The sequence below is a fragment of the Caenimonas terrae genome (genome assembly GCF_042655405.1).
Lineage (GTDB): Bacteria > Pseudomonadota > Gammaproteobacteria > Burkholderiales > Burkholderiaceae_C > Ramlibacter > Ramlibacter terrae_A.
Genome location: NZ_JBHSMF010000002.1, coordinates 854,044 through 874,259 on the forward strand (window position 1 = coordinate 854,044; position 20,216 = coordinate 874,259).

At 70.1% G+C, this 20,216-nt stretch carries 13 protein-coding genes; 9 read left to right on the top strand and 4 right to left on the bottom strand.

Annotated features, from left to right (window positions below; genetic code table 11):
* Nucleotides 1-18: 18 nt before the first annotated feature.
* Together ACFPOE_RS04190 and glnE are read right to left on the bottom strand one after the other, a co-directional pair.
* Nucleotides 19-1,419: an efflux transporter outer membrane subunit gene (locus ACFPOE_RS04190; RefSeq protein WP_376848737.1), complete on the bottom strand. Its 1,401-nt coding sequence runs from the start codon at nt 1,417-1,419 to the stop codon at nt 19-21.
* Between the two features lie 48 nt (nt 1,420-1,467).
* Entirely contained in the window at nt 1,468-4,197 is a 2,730-nt protein-coding gene (glnE, locus tag ACFPOE_RS04195; protein WP_376848738.1) for a bifunctional [glutamate--ammonia ligase]-adenylyl-L-tyrosine phosphorylase/[glutamate--ammonia-ligase] adenylyltransferase, read from the bottom strand.
* A gap of 69 nt (nt 4,198-4,266) precedes the next feature.
* On the opposite strand from glnE, the gene ACFPOE_RS04200 reads away from it, so the two are divergent.
* The 4 genes from ACFPOE_RS04200 to ACFPOE_RS04215 are packed head-to-tail and all read left to right on the top strand — an operon-like array spanning nt 4,267 to nt 11,865.
* Complete coding sequence (locus tag ACFPOE_RS04200; protein WP_376848739.1) at nt 4,267-8,391, top strand: YhdP family protein; 4,125 nt, start codon at nt 4,267-4,269, stop codon at nt 8,389-8,391.
* A complete protein-coding gene (locus tag ACFPOE_RS04205) occupies nt 8,391-9,197 on the top strand; it encodes a carbon-nitrogen hydrolase family protein (RefSeq protein ID WP_376848801.1) in 807 nt (268 codons plus the stop codon). Before ACFPOE_RS04200 ends, ACFPOE_RS04205 begins: the two co-directional genes overlap by 1 nt.
* A 5-nt stretch (nt 9,198-9,202) precedes the next feature.
* On the top strand, nt 9,203-11,239 hold the full coding sequence (locus ACFPOE_RS04210) for a two-component system sensor histidine kinase NtrB (protein WP_376848802.1): 2,037 nt from the start codon (nt 9,203-9,205) through the stop codon (nt 11,237-11,239).
* Complete coding sequence (locus tag ACFPOE_RS04215; RefSeq protein WP_376848740.1) at nt 11,239-11,865, top strand: response regulator transcription factor; 627 nt, start codon at nt 11,239-11,241, stop codon at nt 11,863-11,865. Before ACFPOE_RS04210 ends, ACFPOE_RS04215 begins: the two co-directional genes overlap by 1 nt.
* A gap of 6 nt (nt 11,866-11,871) precedes the next feature.
* On the opposite strand, the gene ACFPOE_RS04220 is transcribed toward ACFPOE_RS04215, so the two are convergent.
* Entirely contained in the window at nt 11,872-12,000 is a 129-nt protein-coding gene (locus ACFPOE_RS04220) for a hypothetical protein (RefSeq protein ID WP_376848741.1), read from the bottom strand.
* On the opposite strand from ACFPOE_RS04220, the gene mltA reads away from it, so the two are divergent.
* Nucleotides 11,948-13,150, top strand: coding sequence for a murein transglycosylase A (gene mltA, locus ACFPOE_RS04225; protein WP_376848742.1), 1,203 nt, complete (start codon nt 11,948-11,950; stop codon nt 13,148-13,150). The genes ACFPOE_RS04220 and mltA overlap by 53 nt on opposite strands.
* Nucleotides 13,151-13,256: 106 nt before the next feature.
* On the top strand, nt 13,257-13,628 hold the full coding sequence (locus ACFPOE_RS04230) for a hypothetical protein (RefSeq protein WP_376848743.1): 372 nt from the start codon (nt 13,257-13,259) through the stop codon (nt 13,626-13,628).
* A 38-nt stretch (nt 13,629-13,666) separates the two neighbouring features.
* On the opposite strand, the gene ACFPOE_RS04235 is transcribed toward ACFPOE_RS04230, so the two are convergent.
* Nucleotides 13,667-14,143 carry an Lrp/AsnC family transcriptional regulator gene (locus tag ACFPOE_RS04235; protein WP_376848744.1) on the bottom strand — a complete coding sequence of 159 codons (477 nt, stop codon included), beginning with the start codon at nt 14,141-14,143 and terminating at the stop codon, nt 13,667-13,669.
* Between the two features lie 118 nt (nt 14,144-14,261).
* On the opposite strand from ACFPOE_RS04235, the gene ACFPOE_RS04240 reads away from it, so the two are divergent.
* The 3 genes from ACFPOE_RS04240 to secD all read left to right on the top strand — a co-directional run bounded on the left by ACFPOE_RS04240 (nt 14,262) and on the right by secD (nt 20,206).
* Complete coding sequence (locus ACFPOE_RS04240) at nt 14,262-17,822, top strand: indolepyruvate ferredoxin oxidoreductase family protein (RefSeq protein ID WP_376848745.1); 3,561 nt, start codon at nt 14,262-14,264, stop codon at nt 17,820-17,822.
* A 120-nt stretch (nt 17,823-17,942) separates the two neighbouring features.
* Nucleotides 17,943-18,275, top strand: a complete 333-nt coding sequence (yajC, locus tag ACFPOE_RS04245; RefSeq protein ID WP_376848746.1) for a preprotein translocase subunit YajC — start codon at nt 17,943-17,945, stop codon at nt 18,273-18,275.
* A 47-nt stretch (nt 18,276-18,322) separates the two neighbouring features.
* Nucleotides 18,323-20,206, top strand: a complete 1,884-nt coding sequence (secD, locus tag ACFPOE_RS04250; protein ID WP_376848747.1) for a protein translocase subunit SecD — start codon at nt 18,323-18,325, stop codon at nt 20,204-20,206.
* Nucleotides 20,207-20,216: the final 10 nt, after the last annotated feature.

Genomic DNA, 20,216 nt, shown 5'->3' on the forward strand with positions numbered 1-20,216 from the left:
GTTGTCGGTTCCATCGTGTCAGGCGGACGGCATGTCCGGCCGGGTCCAGCCGCCGCCGACCGCCCGGTACAGGGCGATCCAGGCGGCCAGGCGGTCGTGCTGCAGGGTCACGAGCGTCGTCTGCGCGGCCAGCAGCGTGCGGCGCGCGTCTTCCAGTTCCACCAGCGTCCCCAGGCCGCTGCGGTAGCGGGCCTCGGTGGCGACGAACGAGGCGCGGTAGTTGTCGCTCGCGATGCGCGCATCCTGGGTCGCGCGGCGCGCGCTTTCCAGGTTGACCAGCGCCTGTTCCACCTCGCGCACGGCCTGCCGCACCCGCCCCGTGTACAGCGCCACCGCCTCCTGGTAACGGGCCTTGGCCGCCTCCACGTTGGCGGCGCGGCGGCCGCCATCGAACAGCGGCAGCGACACCGCCAGCGGTCCGATCGACCAGGTCTGCGCGTCCTGCGTTGCGCCGCCGATGCGCACCAGGCCGGCGGCGATGGAGCCGTTGAGGGTCAGCCGCGGATAGCGCTGGGACTGGGCGCTGCCGATCTCGGCGGCGGCGGCCGCGACATCGCGCTCGGCCTGGTAGACGTCGGGGCGCTGCTCCAGCAGCTGCGCCGGCAGCGCCAGGATGGGCAGCGGCAGCGGCCGCTCCGGTTCCTGCCAGGGCTGCTGCAATTGCTCGCGCAGCTGCGGCTCCGGCAGCGCGCTCAGGGCGACGAGCACCTTGAGCTCCAGCTCGCACTGCGCCGCCTGCTGGGTCGATCGCACCGCGGCCTCGGCCGCGCTGGCGCGCGCCAGTGCGGCGGTGGCCGGCGCGGTGAAGCCCGCCCTGGCCGTGAGATCGGTGAGGCGCGCGGTTTCGGCGCGCGAGCCGGCGTCGTTGGCCGTCACATCGAGCTGCCGCCGGCAGGTGCGCAGGTTCACATAGCTGGTCGCCGTTTCCGCCGCCACCGAGACGCGGGCGTCGTGCCAGCCGGCCTGCGCCGCTTCCAGCCGCGACTGCGCGGCCCGCAGCGCCTGCGTGTTGCCGCCGAACAGGTCGATCTCCCAGCCGGCCTGCACGCCCGCCTGCAGCGTGGTCGCCAGCGGCACCGGCGGCTGGGTGTTGCCGCGTTGCAGGCTGGCCTGCGCGTCCAGCGTCGGCAACAGCCCCGCCTGGGCCGAGGTGCGGGTGGCCCGCGCCTGTTCGATGCGGGAGCGGGCGCTGGCCACCGTGGGGCTGGCGGCCTGGGCCGACTCGATCAGCCGCACCAGCAGCGGGTCGTCCAGCTGTTGCCACCATTGCGTCAGGTCGGTCAGCGTGCCTTGGTGCGGCAGCGGTGCGTACCACTGCGGCGGTGCGGCGGCCGCCAGCGCCGGCGGTGGCGGTGGCGTCGCGCAGCCGGCCAGCCACAGCGATGCCGCCACCGCTGCGAGCAGGGGGAACATTTTCATCGGCGCAAGCCTACCATCGGCCAGCCGGCCGGGGTGCGCGTCGCAGGCTCAACCGAAGGCCGCCTGCCACAAGGCCAGCACGGCGTCGCGCTCGGCCGCCAGCACGTCGGGCGCGACGTGGGTGGGCTCCTCGTTCAGCCGGGCGCGGTGCTGGACCCGCCGCAGTTCGCGATAGGCGTTGGCGGCCGCCTGCCCCACGCCCGCGGGCAGCAGGCCGCAGGCCTCCGCCCGCTGCAGCAGGGCGATGTTGCCCACGTTGGGGATCAGTTCGGGATGCCGGTGCGCCTGCGCCAGCACCAGGAACTGCACCGCGAATTCGGCGTCCACCATCCCGCCGCGGCTGTGCTTGACGTCGAAGCGGTCGGCCTTGACCGGGTGGGCGGCGCGCACCTTGTCACGCATGCTCACGATTTCCTGCTTCAACGCTTCCACGTCGCGCGCCGCGGTGATGACGGCCTCGCGCACGGCGTCGAAACGCGGCCGCAGCGACTCCTCGCCCAGCACGAAGCGGGCCCGCGTCATGGCCTGGTGCTCCCAGGTCCACGCGGTGTTGCTGCCGCGGCGCTGCTGGTAGTTGGCGTAGGCCTCGAAGGTGGTGATCAGCAGCCCCGAGCTGCCGTTGGGGCGCAGCGCGGTGTCGATCTCGAACAGGTCGCCTTCCGCGGTCTTGACCGTCATCCAGTTGATCAGCTTGCGCACGAAGGCGGCGTACGCTTCGGGCGCCCGTTCGTCCTCGTCCTCGTAGACGAACACGATGTCCAGGTCGCTGCCGTAGCCCAGCTCCTTGCCGCCCAGCTTGCCGTAGCCGATGATGGCAAAGCGCGGCTGCTCGCGGTGCGCGTTCTTCAGCCGCTGCCAGCACCAGCGCGCGGTGATGCGCAAGGTGGCGTCGGCCAGCGCGCTCAGGTCGTCCGCCACCTGCTCCACGGTCATCTGGCCCTCCACGTCGCGCGCCAGCGTGCGGAACATCTCGGCGTGGTGGGCGCGGCGCAGCAGGTTGAGCATCGCCTCGTCGTCGTCCTCGCCGGTGATCTGCAGCGACTTGCGCCGGTGCTCCAGCTCGCGGTCGAACTCCTCGGCGATGAAGCGGTCCGACAGCAGCGCGTCGCTGGCCAGCTCGTCGATCACGCCCGGATGCTGCAGCAGGTAGCGCGCCGGCCAGCGCGCGGCGCCCAGCAAGCGCAGCAGCCGTTCGTGCACGCCGGGGCGCTCCACCAGCAGGGCCAGGTAGCTTTCGCGGCGCAGCAGCGGCTCGATCCAGTCGGTCATGCGCAGCGCCGCCTCCTCGCTGACGCGCCCTTCCTGCAGCCAGCCGGCCGTGCGCGCCACCAGCCGCACCAGCCGGGCGCGCGCATCTTCGCGCAGGGCCAGCACCCGCGGGTGCTCGCGCCAGCGCGCCACGCGCTCGCGCAACTGCGGCGGCAACTGGGTCAGCAGGGTGTCCATGTCCGGCGGCGCGGCGCGGGCGCCGCGCGGTCCGTTGCAGTTCTTGCACTCGGCCGCCCCGCCGCCCAGCAGCGTGTCGAACTCCTGCGCCACGAATTCGCGGTGCGTGTCCAGCTCGTGCAGGAACGGGCAGCAGTCCGCATAGCCCATGGTCCTGGCGATCCAGGCCAGGTCCTCGTCGCTGGAGGTCAGCACGTGGGTCTGCTGGTCGTCGAGGTACTGGATGCGGTGCTCGACCCGGCGCAGGAATTGGTAGGCCGCGGCCAGCGCGTCGGCGGTGGCCTGCGACATCAGGCCGGCCTTGGCCACCCGCTGCAGCGCCTGCAGCGTCGGGCGCGTGCGCAGCTCGGGGAACTGGCCGCCGCGCACCACCTGCAGCAGCTGCACGATGAACTCGATCTCGCGGATGCCGCCGCGCGACAGCTTGACGTCGTTGGCGCGCTCGGGCCGGCCGGCGCTGCGGCGCGCCGCGTGCTCGCGGATCTGCTTGTGCAGCGTGCGCAGCGAATCGAACACGCTGTAATCGAGATAGCGGCGGAACACGAACGGCAGCACCGCGCTGCGCAGCGCGGCGGCCGAGCCGTCCTTTACCGCGGCGGTCGGCGCCACGATCCGGCTCTTGAGCCAGGCGAAGCGCTCCCATTCGCGGCCCTGCACCTGGAAATATTCCTCCAGGGCGCCCAGCGACACCGCCGCCGGGCCCGAGTTGCCGTTCGGGCGCAGCATCAGGTCGACCCGGAACACGAAGCCGTGCTCGGTGGTGTCGCCGATCAGTGCGTAGATGGCCTTGACCATCCGCGCGAAATACTCGTGGTTGGAAATGCGGCCGCGGCCGTCGGCGTTGCCGGCGGTCTCGCCGTCCTGGTCGTACACGTACACGAGGTCGATGTCGCTGGAGACGTTCAGCTCGCGCGCGCCCAGCTTGCCCATGCCCACCACCCACAGCGCGGTGGGCGCGCCCTCGGGGCCGAGCGGCGCTCCATGGGCGGCGTCGAGGTCGCCACGCGCCTGCGTGCAGGCGGTGTCCAGCGCGAACTCGGCCAGCTCGGTCACCACGGCGCACACCAGCGCCAGCGGCGCCTGCTGGTCGCAGTCCAGCCGCATCAGCCGCTCCATCACGACCTGGCGCAGGATCCGCAAGGCGGTGCCGGTGTCGTCGCCGCGCGCGCGCAGCGCCAGGTAGGTCTGCTGCATGCTCGCGCGGTCCGGCGTGCCCGGTGCGAGCAGCTGCAGCTCGGCGCCGTAGCGGCGGCGCAGCCGCTGGCAGAAGCGGGAAAAACCGGAAAGGGGAGGCTGGCTGGCGGCGACCGGAAACGCGCTGTCGTCCGACATCGGCGGTGGCGCGACTGCTGAACCCGATGGACCGCCGAGGGTCATAATTCCTGCCACATCCAAGTATTCATGAACGAGTCGACGCCGTCTCCCTCACGTCTGTTGAAGGCATCCGCCAGCATCGCGCAGTGGATCTTGTGGCTTCTGGCGGCCGCTTGGCTGCTGCTGGCCCTCACGTGGGGAGCGCTGCATGGCTGGATTGTGCCCCGAATCGGAGAGCTTCGCCCCGACCTGGAAATCGAGGCATCCAGGGTGCTGGGCGTGCCGGTGCGGATCGGCGGCATCAGCGCCAAGAGCGAAGGGCTGATCCCCTCCTTCGAGTTCACCGACGTGGTGCTGCTGGACGCGCAGGGCCGCGAAGCGGTGCGGCTGCCGCACGTGCTGGCGGCGCTGACGCCGGAGTCGCTGTGGAACCTCGGCTTCGAGCAGCTGGTGATCGACCGCCCCGAGGTCGACATCCGGCGTTCGGCCGACGGCCGCATCCATGTGGCCGGCCTCGATTTCTCCAAGGCCGGCAGCGGCGACGGCCGCGCCGCCGACTGGTTCTTCGGCCAGACCGAGGTGCTGGTGCGCCAGGGCACGGTGCGCTGGACCGACGACATGCGGGCCGCTCCGCCGCTGGCGCTGCGCGACGTCGACTTCACCCTGCGCAACTCGACTCGCCGCCATGCGATCCGGCTGGACGCCACGCCGCCGCCGGACTGGGGCGACCGCTTCAGCCTGCGCGGCCAGTTCCGCCAGCCGCTGCTGGCGCGCCGGGCCGCCTGGCAGGAATGGGATGGCCAGCTGTTCGCCGATTTCGCGCGGGTCGACGTCTCGCAGCTGCGCCGCTACGCCAGCCTGGGGGTCGAGGTGACGCAAGGCCGCGGGGCGCTGCGCGCCTGGGTGGACGTCGCCAAGGGCCGGCTGGTCGGTGCAACCGCCGACATCGTGCTGGCCGACGTGGAGGCCACGCTGGGGCGCAACCTCACGCCGCTGGCCCTGCGTTCCGCGTCGGGCCGGCTGGGCGGCAAGCGGCGCGAAGGCGGCTTCGAGTTCCAGACCACCGGGCTGCAGTTCGAAACCCGCGAAGGCCAGCGCTGGCCGGGCGGCAACGTGTTCGTCGGCTGGACCCAGGAGCAAGGCAGCGCGCCGGCGCAGGGCGAACTGCGCGCCGACAAGCTGGACCTGGATGCCCTGAGCCAGATTGCCAGCCGGCTGCCGCTGGGGCCGGTCACGCACGCCCGGATCCAGGCTTATGCACCCAAGGGCATGGTCGATGCGGTGCAGGCCAGCTGGGTCGGTCCGCTGGACGCGCCGCTCAAGTACCAAGCCAAGGGGCGGGCCTCGCGGCTGGAGCTGGCGTCGCAGCCCGGCGTGGCCCGCACGCCGGTACCCAACCGGCCGCCGGTCGGCACGCCGGGCGTGCGCGGCGCGGCGGTCGACTTCGACCTGAACCAGGCCGGCGGCAAGGCCCGACTGGCGATCCTGCGCGGTGCGCTGGACTTTCCGGGCGTGTTCGAGGAACCGGTGATCCTGCTCGACGAGCTGGCCGCGGACCTGCAGTGGAGGCTAAAGGGCGAGGACATCTCGGTGTCGGTCGCCAACCTGAAGTTCGCCAACGCGGACGCGCAGGGCGAGGGCCAGGGCAGCTGGCACACCAGCGATCCGGCGCGGGTGGCGACGCGCTCGCGCTTTCCCGGCGTGCTCGACCTGCAGGCCAGCATGAGCCGGGCCGACGGCACGCGGGTCTACCGCTACCTGCCGCAGACCATTGCCAAGCCCACCCGCGATTACGTGCGCGAGTCCGTGACGGTGGGCACTGCCAGCGCGGTGAAGTTCCGGATCAAGGGCGACCTGCACGACTTCCCCTTCAGCGAGGGGCGGGCGGGCGAGTTCCGCGTCAGCGCCGACGTGCGCAACGCCACCTATGCCTATGTGCCGGCCAGCCGGGCGCATCCGGGCGGCAGCTGGCCGGCCCTGACGCAGCTGGCGGGTGAGCTCGTGTTCGACCGCAACAGCATGCAGATCAAGGGCGCGCAAGGCCGCTTCACCGGCTCGGCCGGGCTGCAGTTCAAGGCCGAGGCGCAGATCCCGGACCTGAAGGCATCCACGGTGCTGGTCAAGGGCGAGGTGCACGGGCCGCTGGCCGAATCGCTGGCCATCGTCAACGGCTCGCCGGTCTCGCCGCTGATGGGCAACGCGCTGGCCAAGGCCAGCACCAACGGCAACGCCGACGTGCGGCTGCAGCTGGAACTGCCGATCGCGCACATCGACAAATCGCGGGTCAAGGGCAGCGTCACGCTGGCGGGCAACGACGTGCAGATCTCGCCCGAGACGCCGATGCTGGCGCGCGCACGTGGCGTCGTCAATTTCAGCGAGGCGGGTTTCAACATCGCGGGCGTCCAGGCGCGCGCGCTCGGCGGCGACCTGCGGCTGGACGGCGGCAGCCAGAGCCTGGCTGCCGGCAGCAACGAGCCGAGCCTGAGCCTGCGCGTGCAGGGCACGGCCAGCGCCGACGGCCTGCGGCAGGCGCGCGAGCTGGGTTTCCTGTCGCGGCTGGCCAGGGACACCAGCGGCAGCGCCGCCTACAACGCAGTGCTTGCACTGCGCCGCGGCGTGTTCGAGATCGGCGTCACCAGCACGCTGCAGGGGCTGGCGACCAGCCTGCCGCCGCCGCTGAACAAGAGCGCGGAGCAGGTGCTGCCGCTGCGTTTCGAGAACAGCCTGCTGCGCGATTCGCTCGGCACCAACCCGCCGCGGCTGCAGGACCAGCTCACGCTGGACCTGGGCCGGGTGCTGTCGATTGCGTACGTGCGTGACCTGTCGGGCGCGGAGCCGCGCGTGATCCGCGGCGCCATCGGCGCCGGACTGGCCGCCGGGGAGGCGGCGCCGATGCCCGAGCAGGGCGTGGCCGCCAACATCAACCTGGCCAACGTGGACGTCGATGCGTGGAGCCGGGTGCTGGAAGCGGCGGCCGGCCCGGGGGCGCCTTCGCTGCGTCCCGGCGCCGGCGGCGCGGCGGCTTCGCTGGGCTACCTGCCGACGGTGCTGGCCGTGCGCGCCCGCGAGCTGACCATGGAAGGCCGCAAGCTGCACAACGTGGTGGTGGGCGGCTCGCGCGACGGCACCGTCTGGCGCGCCAACGTCGACGCCGCGGAACTCAACGGCTATGTCGAATACCGCCAGCCGACCGCCAGCAGCGGCGGCCTGGTGGCGGCGCGGCTGGCGCGGCTGAACATCGCGGCCGCCGCCGCCAGCGAAGTGGAGGCCTTGCTGGAAGAGCAGCCCACCAACGTGCCGGCGCTGGACATCGTGGTGGACGATTTCGAGCTGCGCGGCAAGAAGCTGGGAAAGCTGGAGGTCGATGCGGTCAACCGCGTGGCCGCGCAGGGCGTGCGCGAGTGGCGCCTGAACAAGCTGAACCTGACGATGCCGGAAGCGGCCTTCATGGCCAATGGCAACTGGGTGGCGCTCAACGCGCAGGCACCGGCCGCGCGTGCCGGCGCCCGGCCGGCCGACCGGCGCCGGATGGTGATGAACTTCCGCTTCGACATCGCCGATTCGGGCCAGCTGCTGGCGCGCTTCGGCATGAAGGACGTGGTGCGGCGCGGCAAGGGCCGGATGGAGGGCCAGGTGGCCTGGGTCGGCTCGCCGCTGTCGCTGGACTACCCGTCGATGAACGGCGCCTTCAACGTCAACATGGAGGCCGGCCAGTTCCTCAAGGCCGACCCCGGGCTGGCCAAGCTGCTGGGCGTGCTCAGCCTGCAGTCGCTGCCGCGCCGACTGACGCTGGACTTCCGCGATGTCTTCACCGAGGGCTTCGCCTTCGATTTCGTGCGCGGCGACATCACCATCCAGCAGGGCCTGGCCGCCACCAACAACCTGCAGATGAAGGGCGTGAACGCCGCCGTGCTGATGGAAGGCCGGGCCGACCTGGCGCAGGAGACGCAGGACCTCAAGGTGGTGGTCATCCCGGAGATCAACGCCGGTACGGCCTCGCTGGTGGCGACGGTGATCAACCCGGCGATCGGGCTGGGCACCTTCCTGGCCCAGATGTTCCTGCGCCAGCCGCTGATCAGGGCCAACACGCAGGAGTTCCACATCAACGGCACCTGGGCCGACCCCAAGATCGCCAAGGTGCCGCACACCATCGCCCCGGTGGAACTGCGCACCGGCGCATCCCAGCAATCCACCTCGGGAGCAAGCAATTGATCAAGGCCGCTGCAATCCAGATGGTGTCCGGCCTGGCGCTGGAGGGCAACCTGCAGGCCGCGCGCGAGTTGCTGCAGCAGGCCGCCGCGGCCGGCTGCGAACTGGCGGTGCTGCCCGAATACTTCTGCCTGCTCGGGCGCAAGGACACCGACAAGCTGGCGCTGCGCGAGCACGCCGGCGAGGGGCGGATCCAGCAGTTCCTGGCGGACAGCGCGAAGGAACTGAAGCTGTGGCTGGTCGGCGGCACGCTGCCGATGGAAGCGGCCGACGACGGCCACGTGCGCAACACGACGATGGTGTACCGGCCGGACGGCAACTGCGCGGCGCGCTACGACAAGATCCATCTGTTCCGCTACGACAACGGCCGCGAGCAGTACGACGAGGCCAGGGTGATCGAGGCGGGCAGCGAGCCGGTTGCCTTCGAGCTGGCCGCACGCGACGGCCAGGCCTGGCGCATCGGGCTGTCGGTCTGCTACGACCTGCGCTTTCCCGAGCTGTATCGACGGCTCAATGCCGACGTGCTGCTGGTGCCCAGCGCCTTCACCCACACCACCGGCCAGGCCCATTGGGAGACGCTGCTGCGGGCCCGCGCGATCGAGAACCTGGCCTATGTGGTGGCGCCGGCGCAGGGCGGGCTGCACGAGAACGGCCGCCGCACCTGGGGCCATTCGATGGTGGTCGATCCGTGGGGCGAGGTGCTGGCCCAGCGCGACGAGGGCGCCGGCGTGGTGGCCGCCGCGCTGGAGCGCGGGCGGCTGGCCCAGGTGCGCCAGCAGCTGCCCGCGCTCGAGCACCGCGTGCTGTGAGCGCCCTGCCCCTGCCCCGCCTGCCGGGTTCGCGGCGGTCGTCGGCCTACCTGCGCTGGTCGCTGTGGATCCTGCTCAGCGCGCTGGTGGCGGCGCTGCTGGTGACGCTGGTCTGGCTGGCGGGCCGCTACGAGGCCAGCCAGGTCCAGAGCAAGCTCGATCGCGACACCGCCGACGCGCTCGGCGACATCCGCTCGGCCCTCACGCGCAACGTGCAGAGCCTGCAGGCGCTGCATGCCGGCAGCCCGCGGCCGCAGGCCTGGAGGCCGGCCGCGCATGCGCTGCTGCGCGAGCACCGCGAATGGATGCGCCTGGAGTGGCGCGACCGCTCGCTGGTCACGCGCGAGGCGGTGGACACGCCGTACCGGCCGGCCGTGTTCTCGCGCCTGGGCCGGCCCACCGCGCAGGCCGACGTGGCGCTGGCCTGCGCCAACGCCCGCCGGGTCAGCGGCCCGGCCTATTCGAGCAGCTATTTCGTGCCGCAGGCCGACGGCCTGGGCATCGAGGTGATGGAGCTGTGCCTGCCGCTGGTCGACGGCGGCCAGCTCACCGGCTATGCGGTGGCGACCTATTCGCTGTCCGAGATCCTGGGCGGCCTGGTCGGCTCGCAGCTCACCCGCAGCCAGGAGATCTCCTTCACCGAGGCCGACGGCACCCGGCTGGCCATGCACGGCTCGGCGCGCCGCGGCAGCCGCGTGTTCACCTCGCAGCAGCTGCTGGACCTGACCGGCAACACCATGGTGCTGCGGATGGACAGCTGGCGCGGCGCGCCCGACCTGTTCCCGAACGTGCTGACGGCGCTGGTGACGGCGATGTCGATCGCGCTGGTCACGGTGCTGGTGATGCTGGGCAAGGACATGCGGCGGCGGCTGCGGGCCGAGCACGACCTGGCCGACGCGCTCGCGTTCCGCAAGGCGATGGAGGATTCGCTGGTGACCGGCCTGCGGGCGCGCGACCTGCAGGGCCGGATCACCTATGTCAATCCGGCCTTCTGCGCGATGGTGGGCTTCGCGCCGGAAGAACTGCTCGGGCACGGCACGCCGGCGCCCTACTGGCCGCCGGAACTGGCGGACGAATACCAGAAGCGGCAGGAGATCCGGCTGTCCGGCCAGCACGCGCCGCCGCGCGAGGGCTACGAGTCGGTGTTCATGCGCAAGGACCGCTCGCGCTTTCCGGTGCTGATCATCGAGGCGCCGCTGATCAACGCGGTCGGCGTGCAGACCGGCTGGATGAGCGCGTTCCTGGACATCAGCGAGCAGCGCCGGATCGAGGAGATGTCGCGCGCCAGCCAGGAACGGCTGCAGGCCACCGCGCGGCTGGCCACGGTGGGCGAGATGGCGTCGCTCCTGAGCCACGAGCTGAACCAGCCGCTGGCGGCGATCTCCAGCTACGCCAACGGTTCGCTGAACCTGCTGCGCGACGGGCCGCATGCGGTGGCGGACCTGGAGCTGGCGATGCGGCGGATCGCCGAACAGGCCGAGCGCGCCGGCAAGGTGATCAAGAGCGTGCACGACTTCGTGCGCCGCCGCGACAACGAGCGCGAGCCGGTCGCGCCGCAGGCGCTGCTGGACGCGATCATGCCGCTGGTGCACCTGCAGGCCCGCAAGCTCGGTGTGCGGGTGCAGCTCAAGCTGCAGGGCGGGCTGCCGCGGGTGCTGTGCGACCGCACCATGGTCGAACAGGTGCTGCTCAATCTGGCGCGCAACGCGATGCAGGCGATGGACCAGGCCGAGGCCGGCGAGCCGTCGCTGGTGATCCAGGTGCGGCGCGCCGGCGGCGGCGAGCGCCACACCGGCCCCAAGGGGTGGGTGGAGTTCTCGGTGGCGGACTGCGGCCCCGGCATCCCCGAGCCGGTCGCGCAGCAGTTGTTCACGCCGTTCTACACCACCAAGGCCGAAGGCATGGGGCTGGGCCTGAGCCTGTGCCGCACGGTGGTGGAGCAACATGGGGGATTCCTCGGATTCGAGGCCAACCGCCCCCAAGGTACGATTTTCCGCTTCACCCTGCCCGTCGATCCGGGCGCTTCACCTTCCCCCGCCTGATGCAGCCCGCACTCGACGCCACCGTCTTCATCGTCGATGACGACGCCAGCGTGCGCGATGCGCTGGCCTGGCTGCTGCGCTCGCGCCGGCTGCTGTCGGAGACCTTCGGCAGCGGCGAGGATTTCGTCGCCATGCTGGAGGCTGGCTTCGTTCCGGCCCAGCCCTGCTGCCTGCTGCTGGACGTCCGCATGCCGGGGCTGTCGGGGCTGGAGGTGTTCGACCTGCTGGCCGGCCGGGCGCTGGTGGAGGTGATGCCGGTGATCTTCCTCACCGGCCACGCCGACGTGCCCACAGCGGTGCACATGGTCAAGCGCGGCGCCTTCGACTTCTGCGAGAAGCCGTTTTCCGACAACGCGCTGGTGGACCGGATCGAGCAGGCGATCACGCAATCGGCGCGGGTGCTGGCGGCGCAGCAGGCGCGCCAGCAGCTCAAGGCGCGGCTGCAGGAGCTGACGGACCGCGAGCGCGACGTGATGGGCCTGGTGGTGGAGGGCCTGCCGAACAAGCTGATCGCCGACCAGCTCGATATCAGCGTGCGGACGGTGGAAGTGCACCGGGCCCGGGTGTTCGACAAGATGGAAGTGAAGTCCGCGGTGGAGCTGGCCAACCTCCTGCGCAACCTGTGAGCTTGCTCAGCGCTCCTCGGGAGGATGGTCGTCGCGCGGCGGCTCGCCGCCCTTGCGGCCGGAGAACATCGTCCACCAGACGATGACGATGAACAGCACCCCGGCCAGCAGGGCTTCGAGCAGAATCAGCAGCATGAACCGTTTCCTCAGGTTGGGTGCCATTGTAGGAATGCTGGCCGGTTGCGGCTCGGTGCCCCTGCCGCCCCAGCCGCCGCTGGACCGCCCCGCGGTCGCGGCGCCGGCGGACACGGGCGCCGCCAACCTGCCGGCCGACAACGCGCCGCTGCCGCCTCCGATGCTGCAGGGACGCTCGCGCTGGATCGCGGTGCGCTGGTCCGAGCTGCCCGGCTTCGCCGAGGACGCACTGCACGAAGCATGGAATGCATGGATCAAGAGCTGCGAACGGCCGGGCCCGACCTTCGCGGCGCTGTGCCCCGAGGTGCGGCGGCTGTCGATCGCCAGCGGCGAGGAGCAGCGCGCCTGGATGGTGCAGCGGCTGCAGCCGTACCGCGTGGAGCCGCTCTTCGGTCCGTCCGAAGGCTTGCTCACCGGCTATTACGAGCCGGTCATCCAGGCCTCGCGCCAGCCGGGGCCGGGCTACGAGATCCCGCTGTACGCGCCGCCGGCCGGCATCGGCCAGAGAAGGCCCTGGTACAGCCGGCAAGAAATCGACACGCTGCCGGCCGCGCGCTCGGCGCTGCGCGGGCGCGAGATCGCCTACGTCGCCGATCCGCTGGATGCGCTGATGCTGCAGATCCAGGGCTCGGGGCGGCTGCGCATCGTCGAGCGCGACGGCAGCCAGCGCGTCGTGCGGCTGGCGTATGCGGCCACCAACGACCAGCCCTATCGCAGCGTCGGCGGCTGGTTGCTGCAGCAGGGCGCGGTGCGCGATGCCTCCTGGCCCGGCATCAAGGCCTGGGTCGCCCAGAACCCGCAGCGCCTGAACGAATTGATGTGGAGCAATCCGCGCACCGTGTTCTTCCGCGAGGAAGCGATGTCGGAGCTCGATGCGGCCTTCGGCCCGCGCGGCGCGCAAGGCGTCGCGCTCACGCCCGGCCGCTCGATCGCCGTGGACAAGGACAGCATTCCCTACGGCACGCCGGTCTGGCTGGCCTCCAGCGGGCCGCTGCTGAAGCTGCAGCGGCTGGTGCTGGCGCAGGACACCGGCAGCGCCATCAACGGCGCCGTGCGCGCCGACTACTTCGCCGGCTGGGGGCCGGAGGCCGGCGAGCTGGCCGGGCGGCTCAAGCAGCCGTTGCGGCTGTGGGTGCTGTGGCCGCGCTGAGGCGCGGACACGATGCTGCGATCGGCGCGTCACCGCGCTGACAGGGGCCACCTGACAGGGAGAGGCCGGGGCCGCGACCGGCTATCTCGTCGCAGACGTGTCGCAGATGAACTACACCAAGCCGGCGGTCCTCGCGTGGTTTGGCGACCACCAGCCACCTTTGGCCGGGGCGCCGGTGCTGCGCGAATCGATCAAGGCCGCACCGGCGCAGCCCCAGGTTCCTGACAAGCTCATCACCTGGTACAACATCTCCACCAACATGGGCACGCCGCTGACCCGGGGGCCTGCGACCGTGACCGACATCGTCTTTCTCCCCGGCTTGCTGGCGCAACGGGCCGGCGTGCCGCTGGACGACTGGCTGGGCGCCAACGTGCTCGCGCGCAAGAAGTGCGGCGGGCTGCTGATGGAATGTCCGGACTCGGTCTGGCGCGACGCTTACTTCACGTACCTGCTGGACGACCTGAAGGCTGTCGACTAGCGCCCCCTGCCGTCACTCCCGGTCGGTGCGACCGCCCGTCAAACGGGCAGATGGTTCAGGGGCACGCTGCTGCTGGACTTGACCTCGCCCAGCGAAAAGCTGGTGTGCAGGTCCTTCACGTTCGGCAGGTTGATCAGCACCTTGCGGGCGAACTGCGAGAAGCTGTCCAGGTCGCGGGCGACCACCTGCAGCTCGAAGGTGCCGGCGCCGCTGATGTAGTGGCAGGACACGATCTCCGGGATCTTGCGGATCGCTTCCTCCATCTCGCGCGTGAGTTCGCCGGTGTTGCGGTTGGCGTCCAGCCGCACGAAGGCCAGCACGCCCATGCCGATCTTGTGGCGGTCGATCTCGGCGTGGTAACCCTTGATGTAGCCGGCCTCCTCCAGCGCCCGCACGCGCCGCCAGCACGGCGCGGCCGACAGGCCGACCCGCTGCGCCAGTTCGGCATTGGTGAGCCGGGCGTCGGCCTGCAATTGCTGCAGGATCTTCACGTCAAACTTGTCGAGTGTTCCCATATCGCTGGAGTTTAAGCAAGATCCTTTCGCGGCTTGCCAATCTCCGGGCACACAAAGCAATGACTGATCCGGGCATCGGGCATACACTTTGCCGAACGATTCCGGAGACAACAGCTTCATGAACGCACCGCTGCCCGAACACATCCGCAAGGCCCTGGAAACCGTCACGCTCGACGACAAGTATTCGCTCGACTACGGCCGTGCCTTCATGAGCGGGGTGCAGGCCCTGGTCAAGCTGCCGATGCTGCAGCGCTTGCGCGATGCGCAGGCCGGCAAGAACACCGCCGGCTTCATCAGCGGCTACCGCGGCTCGCCGCTCGGCGGCTACGACCAGGCGCTGTGGAAGGCGGAGAAATTCCTCAAGGCGCAGAACATCGTGTTCCAGCCCGGCGTCAACGAGGAGCTGGCGGCCACCGCGCTGTGGGGCACGCAGCAGCTCGGGTTCGCGCCGGCCGGCACCCAGAAGTTCGACGGCGTGTTCGGCATCTGGTACGGCAAGGGCCCGGGCGTGGACCGCAGCGGCGACGTCTTCAAGCACGCCAACATGGCCGGCACCACGCCATGGGGCGGCGTGATCGCGGTGGCCGGCGACGACCACGTCGCCAAGAGCTCGACGGCGGCGCACCAGAGTGACCACATCTTCAAGGCCTGCGGGCTGCCGGTGTTCTTCCCGGCCTCGGTGCAGGAGATCCTGGACCTGGGCATCCACGCCTTCGCACTGAGCCGTTTCTCCGGCGTCTGGGCCGGCATGAAGACGATCCAGGAGATCGTCGAATCCAGCGCCACCGCGATGATCGACCCGGAGCGGGTGCAGATCGTGGTCCCCGACTTCCAGATGCCGCCGGGCGGCCTCCACATCCGCTGGCCCGACACCGCGCTGGAGCAGGAGGCGCGCCTGTTCGACTACAAGTGGTACGCGGCGCTGGCGTACATCCGCGCCAACCGGCTGAACTACAACGTCATCGAAGGGCCCAACGACCGCTTCGGCATCATCGCCAGCGGCAAGGCCTACAACGACACCCGCCAGGCCCTGATCGACCTGGGCCTGGACGACGCGGCCTGCCGCCAGCTCGGCATCCGGCTGCACAAGGTGGGCGTGGTCTGGCCGCTGGAGGCGCAAGGCACGCGTGAATTCGCGACCGGGCTGCGCGAGATCCTGGTGGTGGAGGAAAAGCGCCAGGTCATCGAGTACCAGGTGAAAGAGGAGCTCTACAACTGGCGGCCCGACGTGCGGCCCAACGTGGTCGGCAAGTTCAACGACGAGGAAGGCGATTTTTCCGGCGGCGAGTGGTCGCGTCCCAATCCGACCGGCCACACGCTGCTGCGCGCCAACGCCGACCTGTCGCCGGCGCTGATCGCCCGCGCCATCGCCCACCGCCTCAAGAAGCAGGGCATCGACGGCGACATGGCGGCGCGCATCGAATCGCAGCTGGCAATCCTCGAGGCGAAGGAGCGTTCGATGCAGGTGCTGGAGGTCAAGGGCGACCGCCAGCCTTGGTTCTGTTCCGGCTGCCCGCACAACACCTCCACCGTGGTGCCGGAAGGCTCGCGCGCGATGGCCGGCATCGGCTGCCACTTCATGGCCACCTGGATGGACCGCGCCACCATCGGCTTCACCCAGATGGGCGGCGAGGGTGTGCCGTGGGTCGGCCAGCAGCCGTTCAGCACCGAGAACCACGTGTTCGCCAACCTGGGCGACGGCACCTACTTCCACAGCGGCATCCTGGCAATCCGCCAGTCGATCGCCGCCGGCGTCAACATCACCTACAAGATCCTCTACAACGACGCGGTGGCCATGACCGGCGGCCAGCAGGTCGGCGAGCGGCCCGAGGGCCATTCGGTGGTGCAGATCGCGCAGAGCATGCGGGCCGAGGGCGCGCAGAAGATCACCATCGTCACCGACGAGCCGGAAAAATACGATGAGGTGAAGGGCCTGCCGGACGGCATCGCCATCCAGCACCGCGACCACCTGGACAAGATCCAGCGCGAGTTCCGCGAGATCAAGGGAACGACGGTCATCATCTATGACCAGACCTGCGCCACGGAAAAGAGGCGCCGGCGCAAGCGGGGCACGATGGTCGATCCAGCCGTGCGGGTGGTCATCAACGACCTGGTCTGCGAAGGCTGCGGCGACTGCAGCGTGAAGAGCAACTGCCTGTCGGTGGAGCCGCTGGAAACCGAATTCGGCCGCAAGCGCACCATCAACCAGAGCACTTGCAACAAGGACACCAGCTGCCTGAAGGGCTTCTGCCCCAGCTTCGTCACGGTGGAAGGCGGACAGCTCAAGAAAAAGGCCAAGGACAAGGCGGTGTCGCCGTTCTCGCTGGGCGCACTGCCAGAGCCGCAGCTGCCGTCGATCGACGGCGCGTTCGGCATCGTGGTGGCAGGCGTCGGCGGCACCGGCGTCATCACCGTCGGCCAGCTGCTGGGGATGGCGGGCCACATCGAGGGCAAGGGCATCGTGACGCAGGACGCGGCCGGCCTGGCGCAAAAGGGCGGCGCCACCTGGAGCCACGTGCTGATCGGCGAGCGCGCCGAGGACATCCGCACCACCCGCGTCGGCATGGCCGGCGCGGACCTGATCATCGGCTGCGATCCGATCGTTACCGCCGGCAAGGAAACGGTGCTGCGCATGCGGCCGGGCCGCACCCACGTGGCGCTCAACTCCCACAGCACGCCGACCGCGGCCTTCGTCAAGAACGCCAACTGGCACAACCCGGCCGACGCCTGCGCCGCCGAGATCGTCCATGCGGTCGGGCCGGACGGCGTGTCCGCCTTCGATGCCGATGCCGCGTCGACCCGCCTGATGGGCGACAGCATCTACACCAACCCGATGATGCTGGGCTACGCCTGGCAGAAGGGCTGGATTCCGCTCAGCCGCGAATCCATGATCCGGGCCATCGAACTGAACGCGGTGGCGGTGGACAACAACAAGGCCGCCTTCGAATGGGGCCGCCGGGCCGCCCACGACTGGGCCTCGGTGGAGAAGCTGCTGGCACCGGCGCAGGTGGTGGAGTTCAAGAAGCGCGAGACGCTGGAGCACGTGATCGGGCGGCGGGTCGAGTTCCTGACGGATTACCAGAACGCGGCCTATGCCGGCCAGTACCGGGCCTTCGTGGAAAAGGTCCGCGCCGCCGAGGCGCCGCTGGGCAAGACGACGCTGACCGAGGCCGTCGCCCGCTCCCTGTTCAAGCTGATGGCTTACAAGGACGAATACGAGGTGGCCCGTTTGCATGCCGAAACCGGCTTCCAGCAGAAGGTGGCCGCCATGTTCGAAGGCGACTACAAGATCAACTTCCACCTGGCGCCGCCGCTGACGGCCAAGCGCAACGACAAGGGCGAGCTGCAGAAGTCGAAGTTCGGCCCCGCCATGCTCACCGGCTTCAAGCTGCTGGCCCGGCTCAAGGGACTGCGCGGCACGGCGCTCGACCCGTTCGGGCGCACCCACGAACGCCGGAGCGAGCGGGCCCTGATCGGGCAGTACCGCGAAAGTATCGGTCGGGTGCTGGACTCGCTGGATGCGGGCAACCACGCCCTGGCGGTGGAGATCGCGCGGATTCCGGAGCAGATCAAGGGCTTCGGCCACGTCAAGGAGCGCAACCTGGCGGCGGCCCGCCTCCAGTGGGCGCGCCTGCAGCAGCAGTGGAACGATCCCGAAAGCGCCCGCCAGGCCGCCTGAAGCCACGCGTGACGCACGCCGTCCGGGCGTGCACCTACAATCGCAAGTCCCGCCCGTGGCACGCCCGGGCGTGCCCGCCTGCGAGCGGGCAACCGATAACCGACCCGTCCTGGAGTTTCCGTGTTCATTTCTTCCGCTTTCGCCCAGACCGCACCCGCAGCCGCCGGAGGCAGCGACATGCAGTCGTCGCTCATGAGCATGCTGCCGCTGGTGCTCATGTTCGTGGTGCTCTATTTCGTGATGATCCGGCCGCAGATGAAGCGCCAGAAGGAGCACCGCACCATGGTGGAGGCGCTGGCCCGGGGCGACGAGATCGCCACCGCCGGCGGGCTGCTGGGCAAGGTGACCAAGCTGGGCGACGTCTACCTGAGCGTGGAGATCGCGCCCGGCACCGAGGTGACGGTGCAGCGCAGCGCCGTGGTCCAGGTCCTGCCCAAGGGCACCATTAAATAAGAACGCTGGTGCTGCGCACCGCGCGTCTTTGAAGGTTTGACAAGCACATGAACCGATATCCGGTCTGGAAGTACGCGATCATCGTGATCGCGCTGTTGGTGGGGGCGATCTACACGCTTCCCAATTTCTTCGGCGAAGCGCCGGCCGTGCAGGTTTCCTCCGCCAAGGCCACGGTCAAGGTGGACGGCACGACCCAGGTGCGGGTGCAGCAGGCGCTGGCGGCGGCGGGCATCACGCCGGTGGCGATCACGCTCGACCCGAACTCGGTCAAGGTGCGGCTGGAGAACGGCGACACCCAGCTCAAGGCCAAGGACGCGGTCCAGAAGGCGCTGGTGCCCGATCCGTCCGATCCGTCGTACGTGGTGGCGCTGAACCTGCTGTCCGCGTCGCCCAAGTGGCTGTCGGCCCTGCGCGCCGCGCCGATGTACCTGGGGCTGGACCTGCGCGGCGGCGTGCACTTCATGCTGCAGGTGGACATGCAGGCGGCGCTGACCAAGAAGGCGGAATCCTTCGCCGGCGACCTGCGCAGCATCCTGCGCGAAAAGAACGTCCGCCACGCCGGCATCAGCCGCAACGGCCAGGCCATCGAAGTGCGGTTCCGCGACTCGGAAACGCTGGCCGCGGCCAAGGGCGTCATCGCCGACCAGTTTCCCGACCTGGTGGTCGCCGAGACGATGGAAGGCACCGACTACAAGCTGACGGGCACCATCAAGCCGGAGGCGGCGCGCCGGGTGCAGGAGCAGGCGCTCAAGCAGAACATGGTGACGCTGCACAACCGGATCAACGAGCTGGGCGTGGCCGAGCCGGTGATCCAGCAGCAGGGCCTGGACCGGATCGTGGTGCAGCTGCCCGGCGTGCAGGACACGGCCAAGGCCAAGGAGTTGCTGGGCCGCACCGCCACCCTGGAAGTGCGGCTGGTGGACGAGAGCGCCGAGGCGCGGGCGGCGGAGGCCGGCAGCGGCGCCGTGCCGTTCGGCGACGAGCGCTTCCTCGAGCGCAGCGGCCAGCCGGTGATCGTCAAGAAGCAGGTGCTGCTGACCGGCGAGAACCTGACCGACGCCCAGCCCGGCTTCGATAGCCAGACCCAGGAACCGACGGTGAACCTGACGCTGGACGCCAAGGGCTCGCGCATCTTCAAGGACGTGACCCGGGAGAACGTCGGCAAGCGGATGGCGATCCTGCTGTTCGAAAAGGGCAAGGGCGAAGTGGTGACGGCGCCGGTGATCCGCAGCGAGATCGGCGGCGGCCGGGTGCAGATCAGCGGCCGGATGTCCACCGTGGAAGCCAACGACACGGCGCTGCTGCTGCGCGCCGGCTCGCTGGCCGCGCCGATGGAAATCATCGAGGAACTGACCATCGGCCCCACGCTGGGCGCCGAGAACATCACCAAGGGCTTCCACAGCGTGGCCTGGGGCTTCGCGGTGATCTGCGCCTTCATGGCGATCTACTACATGCTGTTCGGCGTGTTCTCGGGGATCGCGCTGGCGGTGAACCTGCTGCTGCTGGTGGCGGTGCTGTCGATGCTGCAGGCCACGCTCACCCTGCCCGGCATGGCGGCGATGGCGCTGGCGCTTGGCATGGCCATCGATTCCAACGTGCTGATCAACGAACGGGTGCGGGAGGAGCTGCGCAGCGGCGCCTCGCCCCAGGCGGCGATCCAGTCCGGCTACGACCGGGCCTGGGCCACCATCCTGGACTCGAACATCACCACCCTGATCGCCGGCCTGGCGCTGCTGGCCTTCGGCTCGGGACCGGTGCGGGGCTTCGCGGTGGTCCATTGCATCGGCATCCTGACCTCCATGTTCAGCGCGGTGTTCTTCTCGCGCGGGCTGGTGAACCTCTGGTACGGCCGCAAGAAGAAGCTCAAGACGGTTTCGATCGGAACCGTCTGGCGCCCGTCGGGCGAAGGCGTTATAACCAAAGCCGAGTGAGGAAGTACAA